The organism is Halochromatium glycolicum (assembly GCF_016584085.1).
Lineage (GTDB): Bacteria > Pseudomonadota > Gammaproteobacteria > Chromatiales > Chromatiaceae > Lamprobacter > Lamprobacter glycolicus.
On the sequence record NZ_NRSJ01000020.1, the window covers coordinates 40,215 to 58,518 of the forward strand.

17 protein-coding genes and 1 pseudogene are annotated in these 18,304 nt (G+C 65.4%); 13 read left to right on the plus strand and 5 right to left on the minus strand.

The window, feature by feature from the left end; translation table 11 throughout:
* Positions 1-5: 5 nt before the first annotated feature.
* The 8 genes and pseudogenes from CKO40_RS12060 to brxL all read left to right on the plus strand — a co-directional run bounded on the left by CKO40_RS12060 (position 6) and on the right by brxL (position 7,406).
* Positions 6-629, plus strand: coding sequence for an IS607 family transposase (locus CKO40_RS12060; RefSeq protein ID WP_200346466.1), 624 nt, complete (start codon positions 6-8; stop codon positions 627-629).
* Positions 626-1,813: an RNA-guided endonuclease InsQ/TnpB family protein gene (locus CKO40_RS12065; protein ID WP_200346467.1), complete on the plus strand. Its 1,188-nt coding sequence runs from the start codon at positions 626-628 to the stop codon at positions 1,811-1,813. The genes CKO40_RS12060 and CKO40_RS12065 overlap by 4 nt, the downstream gene beginning before the upstream one ends.
* A gap of 46 nt (positions 1,814-1,859) precedes the next feature.
* A pseudogene (locus tag CKO40_RS12070) lies at positions 1,860-1,967 on the plus strand (type II toxin-antitoxin system RelE/ParE family toxin); the annotation flags it as partial.
* A 12-nt stretch (positions 1,968-1,979) separates the two neighbouring features.
* Complete coding sequence (locus tag CKO40_RS12075; protein WP_200346468.1) at positions 1,980-2,288, plus strand: HigA family addiction module antitoxin; 309 nt, start codon at positions 1,980-1,982, stop codon at positions 2,286-2,288.
* 162 nt (positions 2,289-2,450) lie between these two features.
* A complete protein-coding gene (locus CKO40_RS12080) occupies positions 2,451-2,705 on the plus strand; it encodes a type II toxin-antitoxin system Phd/YefM family antitoxin (protein ID WP_200346469.1) in 255 nt (84 codons plus the stop codon).
* Positions 2,698-2,958 (plus strand): Txe/YoeB family addiction module toxin, encoded by a 261-nt coding sequence (locus tag CKO40_RS12085; protein ID WP_200346470.1) that lies wholly within the window; start codon positions 2,698-2,700, stop codon positions 2,956-2,958. Before CKO40_RS12080 ends, CKO40_RS12085 begins: the two co-directional genes overlap by 8 nt.
* A gap of 20 nt (positions 2,959-2,978) precedes the next feature.
* Positions 2,979-5,315 (plus strand): BREX-1 system phosphatase PglZ type B, encoded by a 2,337-nt coding sequence (gene pglZ / locus CKO40_RS12090; protein ID WP_200346471.1) that lies wholly within the window; start codon positions 2,979-2,981, stop codon positions 5,313-5,315.
* A 3-nt stretch (positions 5,316-5,318) separates the two neighbouring features.
* The gene (gene brxL, locus CKO40_RS12095) at positions 5,319-7,406 is read left to right on the plus strand and encodes a protease Lon-related BREX system protein BrxL (RefSeq protein WP_200346472.1); all 2,088 of its coding nucleotides are present in this window, start codon (positions 5,319-5,321) and stop codon (positions 7,404-7,406) included.
* A gap of 53 nt (positions 7,407-7,459) precedes the next feature.
* Here the strand turns inward: brxL and CKO40_RS12100 are convergent, their stop codons facing one another.
* The 3 genes from CKO40_RS12100 to CKO40_RS12110 are packed head-to-tail and all read right to left on the minus strand — an operon-like array spanning position 7,460 to position 10,813.
* Entirely contained in the window at positions 7,460-9,532 is a 2,073-nt protein-coding gene (locus CKO40_RS12100) for a copper-translocating P-type ATPase (protein ID WP_200346473.1), read from the minus strand.
* Between the two features lie 49 nt (positions 9,533-9,581).
* Positions 9,582-10,388 carry a family 1 encapsulin nanocompartment shell protein gene (locus CKO40_RS12105; protein ID WP_200346474.1) on the minus strand — a complete coding sequence of 269 codons (807 nt, stop codon included), beginning with the start codon at positions 10,386-10,388 and terminating at the stop codon, positions 9,582-9,584.
* Positions 10,388-10,813 carry an encapsulin-associated ferritin-like protein gene (locus CKO40_RS12110; protein ID WP_200346475.1) on the minus strand — a complete coding sequence of 142 codons (426 nt, stop codon included), beginning with the start codon at positions 10,811-10,813 and terminating at the stop codon, positions 10,388-10,390. Before CKO40_RS12110 ends, CKO40_RS12105 begins: the two co-directional genes overlap by 1 nt.
* 589 nt (positions 10,814-11,402) lie before the next feature.
* Between CKO40_RS12110 and CKO40_RS12115 the strand changes: the two genes are divergently transcribed.
* The gene (locus CKO40_RS12115; RefSeq protein ID WP_242477000.1) at positions 11,403-11,972 is read left to right on the plus strand and encodes a hypothetical protein; all 570 of its coding nucleotides are present in this window, start codon (positions 11,403-11,405) and stop codon (positions 11,970-11,972) included.
* Between the two features lie 178 nt (positions 11,973-12,150).
* On the opposite strand, the gene CKO40_RS12120 is transcribed toward CKO40_RS12115, so the two are convergent.
* Positions 12,151-12,645 (minus strand): DUF308 domain-containing protein, encoded by a 495-nt coding sequence (locus CKO40_RS12120; protein ID WP_200346477.1) that lies wholly within the window; start codon positions 12,643-12,645, stop codon positions 12,151-12,153.
* A gap of 255 nt (positions 12,646-12,900) precedes the next feature.
* The gene (ftsH, locus tag CKO40_RS12125) at positions 12,901-15,000 is read right to left on the minus strand and encodes an ATP-dependent zinc metalloprotease FtsH (protein ID WP_200346478.1); all 2,100 of its coding nucleotides are present in this window, start codon (positions 14,998-15,000) and stop codon (positions 12,901-12,903) included.
* A gap of 444 nt (positions 15,001-15,444) precedes the next feature.
* Here ftsH and CKO40_RS12130 point away from each other — a divergent pair, with 444 nt between their 5' ends.
* From CKO40_RS12130 to CKO40_RS12145, 4 genes are all read left to right on the plus strand, one after another.
* Positions 15,445-16,251 (plus strand): PRC-barrel domain-containing protein, encoded by an 807-nt coding sequence (locus CKO40_RS12130; RefSeq protein ID WP_200346479.1) that lies wholly within the window; start codon positions 15,445-15,447, stop codon positions 16,249-16,251.
* A gap of 74 nt (positions 16,252-16,325) precedes the next feature.
* Positions 16,326-17,000 (plus strand): cytochrome c3 family protein, encoded by a 675-nt coding sequence (locus CKO40_RS12135; protein ID WP_200346480.1) that lies wholly within the window; start codon positions 16,326-16,328, stop codon positions 16,998-17,000.
* A 5-nt stretch (positions 17,001-17,005) separates the two neighbouring features.
* Positions 17,006-17,944, plus strand: a complete 939-nt coding sequence (locus tag CKO40_RS12140; protein ID WP_200346481.1) for a CHAD domain-containing protein — start codon at positions 17,006-17,008, stop codon at positions 17,942-17,944.
* Positions 17,945-18,033: 89 nt separating this feature from the next.
* A complete protein-coding gene (locus CKO40_RS12145) occupies positions 18,034-18,279 on the plus strand; it encodes an acetyltransferase (protein ID WP_200346482.1) in 246 nt (81 codons plus the stop codon).
* The last annotated feature ends 25 nt before the right edge of the window (positions 18,280-18,304 follow it).

The following is an 18,304-nucleotide window of genomic DNA, read 5'->3' on the forward strand; positions in this document are numbered from 1 at the left end:
TCAATATGGATAGATACGTTAGCATAGGTGATGCCGCCAAGGCGTTGGGCGTGTCCATTACGACCCTGCGCCGCTGGGAAGCATCTGGCAAGCTGGTACCGGAGCACACAGCGGGCGGTCATCGCCGTTACGACCTGGCGAAACTTCGACCCGAGATGTTTCGGGGCGAAGAAGACGCTGCGCGACGTACCGTGGCCTACGCCCGTGTTTCTAGTCACGACCAGAAGGATGATCTGGAACGCCAGAAGCAGGTTCTGGAACGCTACTGCGCGCAGCAGGGATGGACATTTGAGGTCATTTCCGATCTTGGGTCGGGGATGAACTACCACAAGAAAGGTTTGAAGAAGCTGCTTGATGCCGTTATTGACGGTCAGGTTGGGCGACTGGTCCTTACCCACAAGGATCGGCTCTTGCGCTTCGGCGCAGAATTGGTGTTTGCCATTTGCGAGGCGAAAGATGTGGAGGTCTTGATCCTCAACCAGGGCAAGGACACCACGTTCGAGGAGGATTTGGCAAAGGATGTACTAGAGATTATCACCGTGTTCAGCGCTCGGCTTTACGGCAGTCGTTCGCGCAAGAATCAGAAGTTGATCGATGGCGTGAAAAAAGCCGTGGAGGACGCGACATGATCATCGCCCACAAGATTGCGCTTGCGCCCAACAATAAACAGGCGACCCATTTCGCCAAGGCCGCTGGCACAGCACGCTTCGCCTATAACTGGGCTTTGGCCGAGTGGCAGCGCCAGTATCAAGCATGGAAGGAGGATAACAGCCTGCCCAGGCCGTCGCAGGACGCTTTGCGCCGACAACTGAATGCCATCAAGCGCGAGCAGTTCCCTTGGATGCTGGAGGTCACCAAGTGCGCCCCGCAAATGGCGATCATGCAGTTGGGCGAAGCCTTCAAGAACTTCTTTGCCGGACGCGCCAAGTATCCGACCTTTCGCAAGAAGGGCGTGCGTGACCGTTTCAGCCTCACCAATGATCAGTTTCGCGTCGAAGGCTCCCGCATCCGCATCCCCAATCTCGGCTGGGTACGGATGCGGGAGTCGTTGCGCTTTACGGGCAAGATTCTATCGGCCACGGTCTCTCGTGTGGCCGATCGTTGGTTTGTCAGTATCACCGTGGACACCCAAGACGATTCGCACCTTCCCAAAGCCGAAAACCAAGGCGCGGTGGGTGTGGATTTGGGTGTCTCGGCACTGGCAACGCTCTCGACGGGAGAAACCATCCCCGGCCCCAAGGCGCATACGGCCCTGCTCAAGCGGCTCAAGCGATTGAGCCGCAGCCTGAGCCGCAAGCAGAAAGGCTCGGCCAACTGGCGCAAAACCAACGCGAAGCTGGCAAGGCTTCATGCCCGTATTGCCAATATCCGGGCCAATACCTTGCACAAACTGACCTCCGATGTGACACGACGGTTTCATACCATCGGCATCGAGGATCTGAACGTGCGCGGCATGATGAGCAATCGGCATCTGGCCCGCTCTATTGCTGACATGGGCTTCTTCGAGTTCCGGCGGCAGTTGGACTACAAGGCAGCGCAACGGGGCGGGTTGGTGGTTGTGGCCGATCGTTGGTATCCGAGCAGCAAGACATGCTCGGCCTGCGGCTCGGTGCAGAAAGAAATGCCGCTATCCATGCGGCAATGGACGTGCCCGGATTGCAGAACAACCCACGACCGGGATCTAAATGCGGCCAGAAATCTGGCCACATACGCCGTGAGTTCCACGGTGTCAGCCTGTGGAGAGGAAGGCGCTGGCCGTTGCTTGCAAAAGCACGGTGAAACCGGCCTCGGTGAAGCAGGAAATCAGCACTGAACCTGTTTAGGTATATCCAGATAGGTTTGGGTAGGTCTGATAGAACGGTGATCGCGCCGGACAGTGGAGCGTTCGGATCAATGCCCAGTGGCGGCTGTGCTTCCGCTTTCTGGACGGCGACGCCCTGGATGTCGAGATCGTCGACTACCACTGAGAGGTGAAACAGATGACTCGGGAGCTGGCGCCGGTTTCCCCCGGCGAGATGCTGATGGAGGAGTTCCTGAAGCCCTTGGAGCTATCACAATATGCACTGGCGCGGGCGGTGCATGTGCCTCCGCGGCGGATCAACGAGATCGTGCATGGCAAGCGGGCGGTGACGGCGGATACCGATCTGCGTCTGTGTCGCTTCTTCGGTCTATCGGAGGGCTGGTGGTTGCGCCTGCAGGCCGACTATGACATTGCCCTGGCCAAGGACAGCATGGCCGAGGTGCTCAGCGCGATTGAACCCTTGCCGCGTGACCGCGAGGCCGCATGAGCTCAGTGGCGGTTTGGTTTTGATGTGCTTGGCCGGGTAGCGGGCAGCAACGGCCACCCAGCCAGAGCCTTCCCGATGAGCGCCGCTCACAGGATCGTGATTGACTGAGACCAGATCGCGCAGCATACTTGTACGATATATCGAACAAGTCGGACGGACGCTATGCAAACCATCACCTTTTCCGATGCTCGCAATCAACTGAAGCAAGTGCTCGATCGCGTGGCGGCCGATGCGGACTACACGGTCATCACCCGGCGTGACGCTGCAGACGCGGTGGTGATGTCGCTCGATAGCTTCAACAGCCTGATGGAGACGGTCTACCTGCTCCGCTCTCCGGCCAACGCCGAGCATCTCGCTCGCTCCATTGCCCAATACCGGCAGGGACAGACCGCCGAGCAGCCATTGCAGCATGATTAGAACACTGGCCTGGACCCAAGAGCCCTGGGCAGACTACGTTTACTGGCAAACCCAAGATCGCAAGACCCTGAAACGGATCAACGCGCTGATCGCCGATACACTGCGGACGCCGTTCGAAGGTATCGGCAAACCGGAGCCCCTGCGGGAGAACCTGAGCGGCTTCTGGTCGCGTCGCATCGACCAGGCGAATCGTCTGGTCTACGCCGTCGATGCCGAACAGGTGACCATTCTTTCCTGCCGTTATCACGACTGACTTGGTGGTCGCCCTTGCTCGTGACCGAGACCGTTCTCGACCGCGTGCTCGACTCCCTGCGGAGCGCCGCGAACATCAGCCGCGTCGATCAGGTGCGCCCGGCGGCGGTGCTCTGGACCGATCATGAGCGCCAGTGGCAGGCGCTGGCCGAACGCCTGCGCGAGATGCTCCCGGAGCTGTTGGTCCTCGGCGATCATGACCCGGAAGCGCGTCGCGGGCCGGCGATCTGGATCAAGTGCATGCTGGCGCGGACGCTGGACGAGGCCGAGTGGCCCGCCGGCGCTGTGCCGATCATCTATCTCCCTGGCGTCTCTCGTGCTGATCTGCGCGCCATCGAGTCCTGCCCGCGGGAGCTGCAGCCGCTGGCGGAGCTGCAGTACCGGGGTGTGTTCTGGAGCCAGCTCAACGGCAAGGATTGGACGGTCAACGCCTTCCTGTCCAGCAGCCGCGGCGGACTCAACCTGGACCTGTCCGCCGACCAGGCGACGCGGCACGCGCTGCACCGGGCGCTCGACGTGCTGCTCGACACCCCGGTCGAGAAGCTGAAGGGTCGACGGCTGGAGGCGACGGATTTCGATGCCTTGCTGAGTGCCGACCCGGTGCGCGATCTGCTGACCTGGTTGAACGACCCCGAGGCCACGACCTCGGACTGGCAAGGCGCGCGCTGGGATGCGTTTCGCAGCCGCTGCAAGGCGGACTTCAAGCTCGATCCCGACGCCGACGGCGTGCTGGTGGCGGCTGAGCGAATCTGCGCGGGGCGTCCGGAGTGGGCGGCGGTCTGGGAGCGTTACCGAGTGGGCTGGCGTGCGTTCCCAAAGGTGAGGGCGCGACTGAAGCGGGCGTCGCTGCCGGCCCATCGGGATCTGTTCACGGACTTCAGCCGCTACCCCCAGAGCAACGACGAGGCGGAGGACAGGCTTCGGTCCGGGCTGACTGCACTGGCGGGTCTCGAACCGGGCGCGGCCGCATCCAAGCTCAAGGCGCTCGAACAAGCGCACGGGACGCGCCGCCAGTGGCTGTGGGCGGAGATGGGCCAGGCGCCGCTCGCGCGGGCCCTGGAGCCGCTGTCGCGGTTGGTGACGCTGATCGATCAACCGTTCGGCGGGCAGCATCTGGAGGACATGGCGGGCGCCTACCGCGATGCCTTCTGGCAGGTCGATGCCGCAGCGCGTGCGGCCCTTGCGGCCGTGCGAGCCAAGGCGGATACCGAGGCCGTCACCACCGCGCTCGCGGCCATCTACGTCCCCTGGCTGGATGCGACGAACCGCCGTTTTCAGGCGCTGGTGCGCGAGGGTGGCTACCCCGGCTCCACGGTGGTGCAGGAACCGAGCGGGACCTACCAGGCCGGTGGCGAGTGCTGGCTGTTCGTCGACGGGCTGCGCTTCGATGTGGCCCAGGACCTGGGTTTGGCGCTGAAGGCGGACGGACTGGAGGCGGCCATCGCGTCCGACTGGGCGCCGGTGCCGTCGGTGACCGCCTCCGGCAAGGTCGCCTGCTCGCCGGTCGCCCATCTCGCCCAGGGCCGTAGCTCGGACCAGGACTTCGTGCCGAGCCACGGCACGCTCGACAAGCCGCTGAACACGGCCCTGCTGAGGAAGGTACTCAAGGACGCCGGCTGGCAGGTGCTCGCCGGCAGCGACGCGGGCGATCCGTCCGGCCGCGCCTGGACCGAGATGGGCGACCTGGACCATTACGGACACGAGCACGGGCTGCGCCTCGCGCGGGAGGTGCCGGTGATCCTGGAGGCCGTCGTCGAGCAGATCCGATTCCTGGTGGATGCGGGCTGGAAGACGATCCGCATCGTCACCGACCATGGCTGGCTGCTGGTGCCAGGCGGCATGCCGAAGACGGAGCTGGCCAAGTTCCTCACCGCCACGCGCTGGGGCCGTTGTGCCGCGCTCGCGGACACCGCGAAGCCGACCGAGCTGACCCTGACCTGGAGCTGGTGCGCCAACGTTCGCATCGCGATGGCGCCGGGGATCAGCAGCTTCATCGCCGGCCAGGAGTACGGGCACGGCGGCCTGAGCCTGCAGGAGAGCCTCGTCCCGGTGGTCGAGGTGACCCGGCAGGCAGGCGTCTCGGATGCGGTGTCGGTGACCGTGAAGGGGATCAAATGGACCGGGCTGCGCTGCCGCGTCACGGTCGAGGGCGCACCGGCAGGCTACAGGGCCGATCTGCGACAGAAGGCGAACGATCCGAGCACCAGCAAGGCTGGCGGCGGCAAGCCCCTGAAGGATGGGAAGGCGTCGCTGGTGGTGGAGGACGACGACCTTGAAGGTGAGGCGATCTCGCTGGTGGTGCTCGATGCTGCCGGCCAGGCGGTTGCCAAGGTCGCAACGGAGATCGGCGGAGCTTAGACGATGCAACTCGACGAACTGGACCAGAAGGCCGCCGAGCACTTCGAGGGCTACGTGGTCCGCAAGGACCTGGTGCGCCAGTTCAGCCGCCAGTTCCCGGTGCCGACCTACGTGGTGGAGTTCCTGCTCGGGCGCTACTGCGCGACCATCGACGAGGACGAGATCAACGAGGGCCTGGAGATCGTCCAGCGCCAGCTCGCCTCACGCACGGTCAACGCCGGCGAGGAGGAGCTGTTCAAGGCGCGTGCCCGCGAGGAAGGGACGGTCAAGCTGATCGACCTGGTCAGTGCGCGGCTGGATACCCGCACCGATTCTTATCTGGCCAACCTGCCGAGCCTGCAGCTCAAGGATGTGCGCATCGGCCCGGAGATGGTGCGCGAGCATGAGCGATTGCTCACCGGCGGCTTCTACGCCGAGGTCACGCTGAGCTACGACTCCGCCATCGCCCAGGAGGCCCACGGACGGCCGTTCGGTGTCGACGCGCTGCGAGCGATCCAGCTCTCCAGGCGCGACGTGCTGGACGTGCTGGCCCAGGCGCGGGAGGGGCTGAGCAGCACCGAGTGGAAGGCGTTCCTGCTGCGCAGCGTCGGGCTGGAGCCGGATCAGTTCGGCGAGCGGGCCAGGGACGCGCTGCTGCTGCGCATGGTCCCGTTCGTCGAGCGCAACTACAACCTGGTGGAGCTGGGGCCGCGCGGCACCGGCAAGAGCCACCTGTTCCAGCAGGTCTCGCCCTATGCCCACCTGATCTCGGGCGGCAAGGCGACGATGGCCAAGATGTTCGTCAACAACGCGACCGGCCAGCGCGGGCTGGTCTGCCAGTACGACGTGGTCTGTTTCGACGAGGTCTCGGGCGTGTCCTTCGACCAGAAGGACGGCGTCAACATCATGAAGGGCTACATGGAGTCGGGCGAGTTCAGCCGCGGCAAGGAGAACATCCGCGCCGATGGCTCCATCGTGCTGGTCGGCAACTTCGACGTCGATGTCGAGCACCAGCAGCGCATCGGACATCTGTTCGGGCCGCTGCCGCCGGAGATGCGCAATGACACCGCGTTCATGGACCGCATCCACGCCTTTCTGCCGGGCTGGGATGTCCCGAAGATGCAGCCGAGGCTGTTCACCGACCACTTCGGACTGGTGAGCGACTTCCTGTCCGAGTGCTTCAGCCGCTTGCGCATGGAGAGCCGGCTGCCGCAGCTCCAGGGTCGTGTCCACCTCGGCGGGGCGCTCAGCGGGCGCGACATCAACGCGACCAACAAGACCGCGAGCGGGTTGTTGAAGCTGCTCTACCCGTCGGCCGAGACGGAGGTCTCCGACGAGGACATCGCGTGGGCGATCAGGCTGGCCCTCGAGGTTCGCCGCCGTGTGAAGGAGCAGCAGAAGCGCATCGGCTCGGCGGAGTTCCGCAACACCCATTTCAGCTATCTGATCGGTGAGGAGGGAGTCGAGACGTTCGTCGCGACGCCGGAGCTCTCGAGCGAGAACAGCATCGGCGCCGACCCGCTCGAGCCGGGCCAGGTCTGGACCCTTAGCCCCGGCGGGATGGGAAAGCGCCCCGGTGGGATGGGAGAGCGCCCCGGCGGGATGGACGAGCACCCCGGTCTGTATCGGATCGAGGTCAACGAGGGCCCCGGTAGTGGGCTGCGCATCCTGAACAACCCAACGCCGCCGCCGTTCCAGGAGTCGGTGCGCTACGCGCAGCAGAACCTCTATGCCCGTGCCGCACAGCTCGTCGGCGACCGCGACCCGCGCGCACATGAGTTCTCGGTCCAGCTCCGCAGCTTTGACGCCGCGAAGACCGGCAGCCAGGTCGGCGTCGCGGCACTGCTTGCCCTCTGTAGCAGCCTGCTCAGGAAGCCCCTGCGCGGCGGGCTGGTCGTCATCGGCGAGATCAACCTGGGCGGCTCCATCGAGCCCATCTACAACGCCGTCACCCTGGTCGAGATGGCCATCGAGAAGGGGGCGCAGGCGGTGCTGATGCCGGTGTCGAGCCGCCGCCAGCTCTTCGACCTCTCGGACGACATGGCGACCAAGGTCGATACGCAGTTCTATCAGGATGCGCGGGATGCCTTGCTGAAGGCGCTAGCCGCATGACCGCCTTCGGCTCGATGCCGTTGGCCGCGGCGATGGCCAGCAGATAGCCGTCGTCAGCGCCCGAGCAGCTTGGCGTTGATCGCGACGATCACGGTCGAGAGCGACATCAATGCGGCGCCGACTGCAGGGCTGAGCAGGATGCCCGCGCCGTAGGCGACGCCGCCTGCGAGCGGGATGGCGACGGCGTTGTAGCCGGTGGCCCAGAACAGGTTCTGGACCATCTTGCCGTAGGTGGCCCGCGAGAGCGCGATCACGTCGGCGACGCTGCGGGGGTCGGATTCGACGAGCACGATATCGGCCGATTCGACCGCGACATCGGTGCCGGCGCCGATGGCGATCCCGAGATCGGACTGCACCAGGGCCGGGGCGTCGTTGACGCCATCGCCGACCATCGCGACGATACGCCCGCCGCGCTGCACCGCTTCGATGCGCTTGGCCTTCTCGTCCGGCACTACCTCGGCGAAGTAGTCATCGAGGCCGAGCGCGTCAGCGACCGACTTGGCCACGGCCTCGGCATCGCCCGTGAGCATCAGGCAGTCGATCCCCATCCCTTTGAGACGGGCGATCGCCTCACGCGATTCATCCCGAACCAGGTCCGCCAGTGCGATGGCGCCGAGCGGACGCTCGCCGTCCAGCAGATAGACCAGGGTCTTGCCGCCCTCGCGCAGTTCGGCCAGGGCGTCATCGTCTACCGTGATCGCCTGCTCCTGGAGATAACCGGGGCTGACCGCGCGGATCAGGCGACCCTCGATCTGGGCTTGGGCGCCGCGGCCGGCGAGGTTCTCGAACTCGGCAGCCTCGGGCACCTGGAGCTGCTTGTTCTTGGCCGCCTCGACGATCCCCTGGGCGATCGGGTGTTCCGAGCGCGCCTCGAGGCCGGCGGCCAGACGCAGGAGCTCGTCCTCATCCAGCTCCCCGAGGCTGACGATCCCGCGGACGCCGAAGCGCCCGGCGGTCAGCGTGCCGGTCTTGTCGAAGACGACGGCCTCAAGCTTGCGCGCGCGCTCGAAACCGGCGCGGTCGCGGATCAGCAGGCCGCGGCCGGCGGCGAGGCTGGTGCTGACCGCGACCACCAGCGGCACCGCAAGGCCGAGCGCGTGCGGGCAGGTGACGACCATCACGGTGACCATCCGCTCCAACGCAAAGTCGAAGGCGTAGCCGACGACGAGCCAGCTGGCCAGCGTGATCACACCGGCCGAGAGGGCAATGTAGGTCAGCCAGGCGGCGGCACGATCGGCGAGGTCCTGGGTTCGCGAGCGCGATGCCTGCGCCTGGCGCACCGTCTCGATCACCTGCGACAGGTAGGTATCGGCACCGGTCTTCCGGACCTCGAGCGTGATGCTGCCCTCGCCGTTGACGGCACCGCCGACGGCCTCATCGCCCTCGCCCTTCTCGACCGGCCGGGACTCGCCGGTGAGCATCGACTCGTTCAGGCTGGTCTTGCCCTCGACGATGGCGCCGTCGACCGGCACCTTCTCGCCCGGACGGACCCGCACGCGATCGCCGCTGCGCAGCGCGCTGATCGGCACCTCCTCGGTCTCACCGCTGGCGTCGAGACGCAGCGCCCGGTCCGGCATCATCTGGACCAGGCTCTCGAGCGCGCTCGAGGCCCCCATGATCGACTTCATCTCGACCCAGTGGCCGAGCAGCATCACGTCGACCAGGGTGGCGAGCTCCCAGAAGAAGACCTTGCCTTCGAGCCCGAGCACGACCGCCGCCGAATAGCCATAGGCGACGGTGATCGCCAGCGCGATCAGGGTCATCATGCCGGGTGCGCCGGCGCGCAGCTCGGACAGCAGCCCGGTCAGGAACGGCCAGCCTCCATAGAGGAAGACAGCGGTGGAGAGGGCGAGCAGCGCATACTCGTCGCCCGCAAAGCCGAGCACCTCGGTCAGCCCCAGGAACGACTGGATCAGCGGCGAGAGCAGCAGGATCGGCACCGTCAGCAGGACCGAGACCCAGAACCGCCGGCGAAAGTCGGCGATCATGGCCCCGTGTTCATGATGCCCCTGGTGCCCATCGTGCCCATCGTCGTGCGCGTGCTCTTCGCCACCGGATCGGTCGTGATCCTGCTGAGCCCGCTCCTGCTGCTCGTCCTTGTGTTGCCCGTGCTCATGCCTGCTCATCGGGTGCTCTCTCGGGGATTGCCGTGAAACAGCGGCCGCGAGCGCGCGATTAGCCGTTGTGTTCCAGGGTGCAGATCGCGCCGGGATCATCGAGCAGGAAGACCAGGCTTTCCGAGAGGAACAGCCTCAGGTGGATACCATCGCTCGATGCAAAACCCACGCGCAGGTCTTGGCCGATCTTGAGTTCGCCGACGCGCGGGTCGACCAGCACGGCCCCCTCGATCCCAGCCTTGAAGACGCCGGCCTCGCAGAGCCGCCGCAGATGATCGACCTGGAGCATGTCGCCGCATTGATAGCGGCGAAAGAGGGCGTTGTAGCGCGCTGGCGAGAGCACCAGGGCGTAGGGGCCGCTGAAGCCATTCGCATCCAGCTTATTGACCGCGTTCAGCACGTCATCGAGCGCCTGCTCGACCTGGTTCCAATCGCCAGCAGGCGAGGTTGCGCGGCCCTCGGCGGTCAGCAGGCCTTCCAGGCCGAGTTCGGGCACACCGTTATAGATGACCTGCTCCTCGCGCCGGGCGACGGCCTCGGCCGCATCCTCGGCGGCACGCAGGTCGAGCGGTAGCCCGAGCCCGAGATGGCCCTCGACGCGCCGGCGGCTCAGGCTGAACGAGCGCTGCAGCAATGGGACCGGCAGGGCACGGCTGCCGATGGTCGCCGCGAGCTCGTCGCCGCTGTCCTCAGCGGTGGTCTCGGGACCGACCTCGAGGCTGGTCAGCCCCAGGCCATAGGGCCCGTCGAGGTCGAGGAAGCGGCGGCCGGTCAGCACCTCGCTTGCGGCCTCGAGTGCGCTGGCGTCGATGCGGTCCCAAACGGACTCCGGCAGACCTGCAGCGTCGCGATTCAAATAGCTCATCATTCTACCTCCGGGTCCTGTTGCTTCAGGCTGCCAAGTGTGAGCCCCTTTGGCTCTGGAGCCGTCGCTGCGGCAGGCTGGGCGGCTGCCGCCTCGGGGCTGCTCTCGCCGTTGCCGCTGGTGGCCGCTTCCTCGGCTTCGGTAATGGGGACCTCGGTAAAGAGATAGGTGCGCAGATGCTCATCGAAGGAGGCATCGCGGCGGCGCAGCCATTCCAGCACCATCGCGCCGTGTTCGATCTCTTCGCGCATGTTGTGCAAGAGCACCTCGCGCAGCTCGCCGTCGCGACAGGCCTCAGCACGCTGGCGATACCAGTCCACTGCTTCGAGCTCCTCTTGGAGCGACACCAGCGCACGATGCACATCACGCGTCAGGGCGCTGAGCTCGGCCGCTTCTTCATGGAGGCCTTGGGAGGAATCAGCCATCGGGATTCGGCTCCTTGGTTAGTGATCAAATTTCAGGCTTGCACGCCATTCGCTGCCGCTGCTGATCAGCGGCTCCCGCGTTATGGCGCTCCTCAGGGGTTGCAAAGGCAATGCCCGGGTCCCTCCGGCCCTCGGCAAGCGCTGCTGCGGTGGTTGTAATGGCCGCAAACGGTCAGGCTTGGTTGTTTTCAACTGGGTGCCGGGTCATTTCAACCAGCTGCGGCCGGCACGGATTGGTTCTCATACGAGGCAAATAGAGATGGCAACAGCACAGCGTATCCTCTATGCTCTGCTGCTTACCGGATGTTTACCCTGTCGTAAGAATCGATCCGAAAACCGATGGCCCTATTCTGGGCCTGGAATTTACGGCTTAGAGTGGATCGCCGACGTCTCTCGCGGGGCGTTCCTGCTAATGGAGGGGCAAGACCCCGTTAGCTCATGCGTTCGATGCAAGACCGCATCGACAAGCTCATCGTCATGACTGGTGAGGCATGTGTCCCCAGTCCTATCGGACCGACACACAATGCCCGACTCGCCGGGTAATGGGGATTCCATGCAAAACACGCCTTTTGATGATGCTCTACGGCAGTTGCGGTTACTGCAGCGAGAGTTCGACGCTGAGCTGGACCGTATCCTCGCCGAGGGGCAGAGGCGCTTTCGCTATACCGTTCAGCGTGGTCGCGTGGTCTTCGAGCAGGGGATGCGCAGCCTGCACCTGCAGCAGCGGACCGGGCTCTGGCGTTATCTCAGGAGCACGCCGCTCGCCTTCATCCTCACGGCGCCCGTGATCTATGGCCTGGCGGTGCCGATGGTGCTCCTCGATCTGGCGCTGATGGGATTTCAGCAGATCTGTTTCCGTGTCTACGGCATCCCGCTCGTGCGTCGTCGCGATTACCTGGTGATCGATCGACATCGGCTCAGCTATTTGAATCAGATCGAGAAGCTCAATTGCGTCTACTGCGCATACGCGAACCAGTTGCTCGAGTACGCGCGCGAGATCGCGAGCCGAACCGAGCAGTTTTGGTGTCCGATCAAGCATGCTCGCCGCAGCCCTGATGCACACCAGCGGACACCCTATTTCGTCGACTACGGCGATGCAGAGGCTTATACGAATGAGCTCGAGTCGTTGCGGGATAGCTTGAAGACGGAAGGCGATTAAAGCGTCTCCGGGCATCGGTTATCAAGCCAATCCAGGACTCGCCGCGCTGACTCCAGGGCGGCCAAGCTGCATGCTGATCGAGCGAAAGCGAAGAGGCCATTGACCGAATGGCGTTGACCGTGCCATTCGGTCTTGGAGGAGGCGATGATCAAGACGCCAGTCGGAGCTCAGATCGGCATCAGAGCACCAAATCCGCCTCGCGCCACTGCTGGAGACCGGAAGCGATCAGGGCGATACCCAGGATCAGGCCGATCAGGATCGCCGAGCCAAACGCACCCATCACGATGAGCAGCGCGCCGAGCAGGATGCTCCCCCATAGGCCGATCTTGCGCATCAGCGGGGGGTTGACGACTCCCGCGTCGCGCAGTGCCGTCAAGCCGGTGATACCGTTCAATATCAGGCCCGCGCCGAGCAACACCGCCGCTAGCCAGAGGGCGAGCTCGGGCCAGATCAGGATCACGAGCCCGACGATCATCTGCGCCGAGGGACCCAGGACGCTTGCCGGGACCCCTTGCTTGCGGACGTTCAAGACGAAGAGCAAGGAGACGATGCCACTGGCCAGTATGACGGCGCCAAGCGCGAGCACCGCCAATGTGCCGAAGAAGTAGGGAAGGGCGATTGCCGCGACCCCAAGCAGGATGGAAAGGACAGCGAACAATCTGGTTGAGCTCAAGGTGTCACTCCTCATCGATATTGCACGTTCGTTTAAGGCGATTGCCGGAAAGGCTCGTACCGAATTGCGCAGGATTTTCGTTTGCCTTCGAGGAGCCTCGCCGGGAGCATAGCCGGGCTATGTGACCGGCGGCGCGACGAAGAAGGCGAGCGAAAAGACCAGCAAGGCGGTATGAGCTTTGACAGAAATCGCCTAAGCACCGGTTCTCGGCGCCCGTCAATCGGCGAGCGGTCAAGGCGCCGGCCAGCCCGGTTTTCACCCCGCCGGATTCAGGACCTCGTCGATCTGCTCGCGGCTCAGGGTCTCGCGCTCGAGCAGGCGCTTGGCCAAGCGCTCGAGCCGGTCCCGATTGTCCTGCATGAGCCGCCGGCAGTCTTCCTCGATCGATTCGAGCAGGGTCTTGGTCTCGGTGTCGATCCGCTCGGCGGTCGCATCGCTGAACTTGCGCGCCTCTCCCATCGCCAGCGCTGGTGCGCCTTGATCCTCAGGGTACTTGAGCGAGACCGGCCCGATCGCCGCGCTCATGCCCCAGCGGCTGACCATGCGCCGGGCCAGCTCGGTCGCCTGGTCGAGATCGGCCTCGGCGCCGGTGGTGACCTCCTCGAAGATGACCTGCTCGGCGATGCGCCCGCCCAGCATCACCGCGATGCGATCGCGCAGGTAGCGCTCGCGATAGGTGTGGCGCTGCTCGGGCGGGACCTGCTCGGTCGCGCCCAACGCACGGCCGCGCGGGATGATGGTGACCTTGTCGAGCTGATCGGCGTTCGGCAGCAGCCAGGCCAGGAGCGCATGGCCGGATTCGTGATAGGCGACCAGCTCGCGCTCGGCGTCGCCGATGCCCTGCTCGCGCTCGGCACCGAGCACGATCTTGTCCCGCGCGGTCGAGAACAGCGCCATGTCGACGGCGTCCTGCTTGGCGCGGCCGGCGAGCAGCGCGGCCTCGTTGACGAGGTTCTCGAGATCGGCGCCGGAGAAGCCGACGGTGCGCTCGGCGACCCGGCGGAGATCGACATCCTCGCCGAGGGCGATCTTGGCGGCATGGACCTTCAGGATCGCCTCGCGGGCGTCGCGGTCGGGCAGCTCCAGATAGACCTTGCGGTCGAACCGTCCGGGGCGCAGCAGGGCGTTATCGAGGACCTCGGGACGATTGGTCGCGCCGAGTACCACCACGTCCTCGTGCGGCGAGAAGCCGTCCATCTCGTTGAGGATCTGGTTGAGCGTCTGCTCGCGCTCATCGTTGCCGCCGCCTCCGCTCGCGATGCCGCCGCCGCGGGCGCGTCCGATGGCGTCGATCTCGTCGATGAACAGCACACAGGGGCTCTGCTTCTTCGCATCATTGAAGAGGTCGCGCACGCGCGAGGCGCCGACGCCGACGAACATCTCGACGAACTCCGAGCCGCTGATGCTGAAGAAGGGCACCCCGGCCTCGCCGGCCACGGCGCGCGCGAGCAGCGTCTTACCGGTGCCCGGGGGGCCGACCAGCAGCACACCCTTGGGTAGCTTGGCGCCGAGGGCGCGGAAGCGCTGCGGGTCCGAGAGATGATCGATGATCTCTTGCAGGTCGGCCTTGGCGTTCTCGAGCCCGGCGACCTCGTCGAGACTGGTCTCGACCTCCTCGGCCTGGACCCGCTTGGCCTTGGACTTGCCGATGCCGAACAGGCCGCCGCCCTGGCCGTCGTCGCCGCCGCCCATCATGCGCCGCTGCATCCGGTTGCTGAGATACAAGAAGAGCCCCAGGATCAACAGCCAGGGCAGCAGCGTGATCAGCATGCGGCCGAAGAAGCCGGTCTCGGTGGGCTCGGCCCGGATCTCGACCTGATGCTGCTCGAGCAGATCCAGAAGCTCGGGGTCCTGAACCTGCGGCAGGGTGCTGGTGAACGCGTCCCCGAGCGCCTGGTCTGTGCCGCCGTCGGTCCCGGATGCGCTGCTGGCGTTCCCTGCCGCATCGCCGCCGCCTTCAGCGTTGGCCGCGCCGTCATCGGCGGTCTCGCCGGCGGTCCCAGCCTCTTTCTGATCCTGTGCGTCGTCGTCGCCTGCGGACGCGTCTTCTTTGGAAGCGGCGTCTTTGGGCGCGGTGAAGCGGCCGCTCAGCTGCTCACCCTTGAAGGTGACCTGGGCGACGCGGCCGTCGCGCACGGCCTGCTTCAGCTCGGTATAGGAGAGTTCCTCGGGCCCCGGCGAGCGGAGCAGACTCAGGGCGGTCGAGAGCGCGAAGATCGCGATCAGCGCATAGATCGCATTCTTCCAAGGCGGGCCGCTGCCGGCTCCGGGCGGGCTCTCGGTGGCCGGGCGCAGCGCCTCGAGGCGCTTGCTGAGTCGGCGTTTCTGCCCGGGCTTTCGTTCGACACTGGACATTGGGTCTCCTGGGGGATCGGGTTGTAGTCGGCTGACGCCAGACGACGATTCGATCGTGTACGCAGGATTCGGGCCGCCCGTGCGAAGGGATCGCTTCCGCCTGCTCAGCCGGTCAGTATCGCGGAATCTGCCGAGGGCAGTGGTGCAAATGCCGCGCGCCTGGGGGCTATGACCCAGTCCGGCGAGCGCGCTCCGGGCCACTGCGCCCATCGGCACAGCCATTCGTGTGCAACGATCAGGGCGCCGCCTATCTCGGCGACCGAAATCCTCAGGGCCGTCCTGTTGCGCGAGCGAGGCCGAGGTCTGCGGCGATTCTGGGCTGCCCTCTGGCCGCCTGCGGGCCGCCCTGGGACTGACCTGGTCCGATTTCTGCTCTCCGTTCGCAAGGCAGCGGTGCGGCGGCCTTTGGCAGCGCTGCGCCGATATCAACTAGCGGAGGACCCCATGCTCAGAAGCCTTGCCGAACCCGAGGGCTACCGGCTCGAAGCGCTCGATGGCGACATCGGCCATTGCCACGACTTCCTCTTCGACGACGAGCTCTGGACGTTGCGCTACATGGTGGCCGATACCGGCGGCTGGTTGTCCGGGCGCAAGGTGCTGCTCTCGCCGGTGCAGCTTAAGGCGCCGGATTGGGAGCGCAAGCGGATGCCCGTCGATTTGACCAAGGCCCAGATCGAGCAAAGCCCGCCGTTGGATGTCGACGCGCCCGTCTCACGCCGCTACGAGCAGCTCTACAACGAGGTCCATGCGCTGCCGAGCTATTGGCTTGGCAGCGGGCTCTGGGGCGACTTTCCGATCCCGGCGAGCCTGACGAGCACGCAAGACGTGCGCATCGAGCCGGAGCCGACGACGAGCGGCGCGACCCTCGACGAGACCGGGCTCGCGGCGGGTGACGACATCCATCTGCGCTCGGTCCGCGAGGTCACCGGTTACAGCGTCGTCGGTGCAAGCACCGAGGACGAAGGCGCCGGTGTCGAGAAGGTCGGCCGAGTCGTCGACCTGATCGTCAATGACGACAGCTGGGCGCTGCGAGCATTCGTCGTCGACACCTCCCGGCTCCCGCTCTCGAAGAAGGTTCTGCTGCCGGTCGACGCGGTTGCCGAGATCGATTGGGTAGAACGCCAGGTGGTCGCCGATGTCCCGGCCGACCGCATCGAGGAGGCGCCGCCGTTCGATCCGAACGAGCCGATCAATGAGCGGCTCGAGACCGTGCTGTACGACGTCTACGGGCGCCCGCAGCCAGGGGGCTGAGCCCCCCGCTGAACCCCTACAGTCAACCGCACTGATAGCTGTACAGACCCACGAATCGAGTTGAGGAGCGATCCATGAACAAGCGTTGGCTTCGACGCCTGATCCTATTTTTGATTGTCATCGCGGTTGTGGTGCCGGCGGTGATGGCGGCCGGCTGGGTCGGCACCGAGACCATGATCGAGGAGACCTCGGACGCCGAATTCTGCACCAGTTGCCACACGATGGACCCCTTTGCGACCTCACATGCGCAGGATGTCCATGGCGGCAACAATCCCGGCGGCGTCGTCGCGCATTGCACCGACTGTCACTTACCGCATGACAACGCCGTGAACCACCTGGTGGCGAAGGGCACGACCGGGATGCGCGATGCGATTGCCCAGGCGATCTATCCGTTCCACAAGCCCGACTGGATCGCCCAGCTCGAGGAGCGCGGCGAGTATGTCTACGACTCCGGCTGCCTGAGCTGTCATGCGGCGCTGAAGGACGCCACCAGCGATGATCCGGCCGCGCTCGCGGCGCACAAGGCCTATTTCGGCGGTGACGTCGGAGAGGGCTGCATCGAGTGCCATGAGCAGGTCGGCCACAAGAATCTGAAGGTCATGCTGGCCGATCATTTCGAGGAGGTCACGCTCACCGAGACCGATGAGGGGCCGGTCGTGAACGACAGCCCAGAATCAACGCCGAAGGCACAGGGTGCCGCGGGCGATCCGGAACAGCCGGAAGCCTCCGGCAGCAAGCAGAGCACCTGAGTGCGATGGCCTACGAGCTCGATCCAACGCAACCGCTCGATGCCGAAACGCGCCGTATCGCGCTGACCCTGATCGATCATGCGATCGCGCAGATCGATGGGGCCGGTGGGGCTGCCGATGAGGCCGTCCATGAGGTCCGCAAGGACTGCAAGAAGCTGCGCGGCCTGCTGCGATTGTTGCGGCCGGCCGCACCGGCGCTCTACAAGCGCGAGAATGCGGCGTTCCGCGAGGCCGCCGCCGCGCTCTCGGTGCTGCGCGACGCCGAAGCAGCGCTCGAGACCTACGATGCCTTGATCGAGCATTTCCAAGCGAATCTCGAGCCCGAACCCCTCCTTCCGCTGCGCGAGGGGCTCGAAGCGCACAAGGCGGCAACGGCCGCGGCCGGACGCGATCTGACCGAGCAACTCGGCGAGACGCGCAGCCTGCTGTGGGCGGCGCGCGAGCGGGTCCCGGACTGGGAGCTTCCGGCCGAGGCGGCCGATAAGGCGGGCTGGTCCTTGCTCGGACCTGGCCTGCGCAAGACCTATCGGCGGGGGCGTCGAGCGATGCAGCAGGCCTATGCCGAGCCCGGTGTCGCTGTCTTCCACGAATGGCGCAAACGCGCCAAGTATCTGCGCTATCAGCTCAGGCTTCTGCGTCCAGCCTGGCCGCCGCTGCTCAAGCCGCTGCATCAGCAGGTCAAGCGCCTCGGCGACTGGCTCGGCGATGATCACGACCTGGCGGTGCTCGAGCAGGTGCTGCACGAGGCCGAGGCATTGAGCCCGGCCAATGATCCAGAGCAGATCCTGTTAGCACTCGCTGCCCAGCGCAGCACGCAGCTTCGCGACGAGGCCTACTGGCTGGGCCGGCGTTTGTATGCCGAGAAGCCGAAGCACCTGGACCGCCGAATGCAGCGGTATTGGCAGGCCGCGCAGGGACTGGCCAGCGCCGATGGCAGCCGGTGATCCCGGGCGGATTCTCAAAGACCGCGGCGTCCGGTCTCGACCCAAAGGTCGCGATCGGAACCCCGCCAACAGCCGATCCTGGAGGACCCATGATTCTCAAGCACCACTCAACCGGAAAGCTGATGCAGGTCGTTGAGCTGCAAGACCTGATGAATCCGATGCATGAGCAGGTTGCGATGCGACTGGACTACGGCGAGGAGGAACAGGACCCTGAGGCCGTGGCGAAGCAGGACCTGCGCTTCCCGTCTGGAGAGGCGCTGCCGCGCGCCTGGACCGATCCGCACTATCGCGACCAGGAGGTCGATGCGGCGCACTATGATCGGAGTGCTCACTGACCTTGGCGACAGGCCTCGACGACAG

Bases quoted from the DNA above. Each gene is read 5' to 3' on its own strand.
- CKO40_RS12060 (WP_200346466.1), top strand. From the start codon at position 6: ATGGATAGATACGTTAGCATAGGTGATGCCGCCAAGGCGTTGGGCGTG.
- CKO40_RS12065 (WP_200346467.1), top strand. From the start codon at position 626: ATGATCATCGCCCACAAGATTGCGCTTGCGCCCAACAATAAACAGGCG.
- CKO40_RS12075 (WP_200346468.1), top strand. From the start codon at position 1,980: ATGACTCGGGAGCTGGCGCCGGTTTCCCCCGGCGAGATGCTGATGGAG.
- CKO40_RS12080 (WP_200346469.1), top strand. From the start codon at position 2,451: ATGCAAACCATCACCTTTTCCGATGCTCGCAATCAACTGAAGCAAGTG.
- CKO40_RS12085 (WP_200346470.1), top strand. From the start codon at position 2,698: ATGATTAGAACACTGGCCTGGACCCAAGAGCCCTGGGCAGACTACGTT.
- brxL (WP_200346472.1), top strand. From the start codon at position 5,319: ATGCAACTCGACGAACTGGACCAGAAGGCCGCCGAGCACTTCGAGGGC.
- CKO40_RS12100 (WP_200346473.1), bottom strand. From the start codon at position 9,532: ATGAGCAGGCATGAGCACGGGCAACACAAGGACGAGCAGCAGGAGCGG.
- CKO40_RS12105 (WP_200346474.1), bottom strand. From the start codon at position 10,388: ATGAGCTATTTGAATCGCGACGCTGCAGGTCTGCCGGAGTCCGTTTGG.
- CKO40_RS12110 (WP_200346475.1), bottom strand. From the start codon at position 10,813: ATGGCTGATTCCTCCCAAGGCCTCCATGAAGAAGCGGCCGAGCTCAGC.
- ftsH (WP_200346478.1), bottom strand. From the start codon at position 15,000: ATGTCCAGTGTCGAACGAAAGCCCGGGCAGAAACGCCGACTCAGCAAG.
- CKO40_RS12130 (WP_200346479.1), top strand. From the start codon at position 15,445: ATGCTCAGAAGCCTTGCCGAACCCGAGGGCTACCGGCTCGAAGCGCTC.
- CKO40_RS12135 (WP_200346480.1), top strand. From the start codon at position 16,326: ATGAACAAGCGTTGGCTTCGACGCCTGATCCTATTTTTGATTGTCATC.
- CKO40_RS12140 (WP_200346481.1), top strand. From the start codon at position 17,006: ATGGCCTACGAGCTCGATCCAACGCAACCGCTCGATGCCGAAACGCGC.
- CKO40_RS12145 (WP_200346482.1), top strand. From the start codon at position 18,034: ATGATTCTCAAGCACCACTCAACCGGAAAGCTGATGCAGGTCGTTGAG.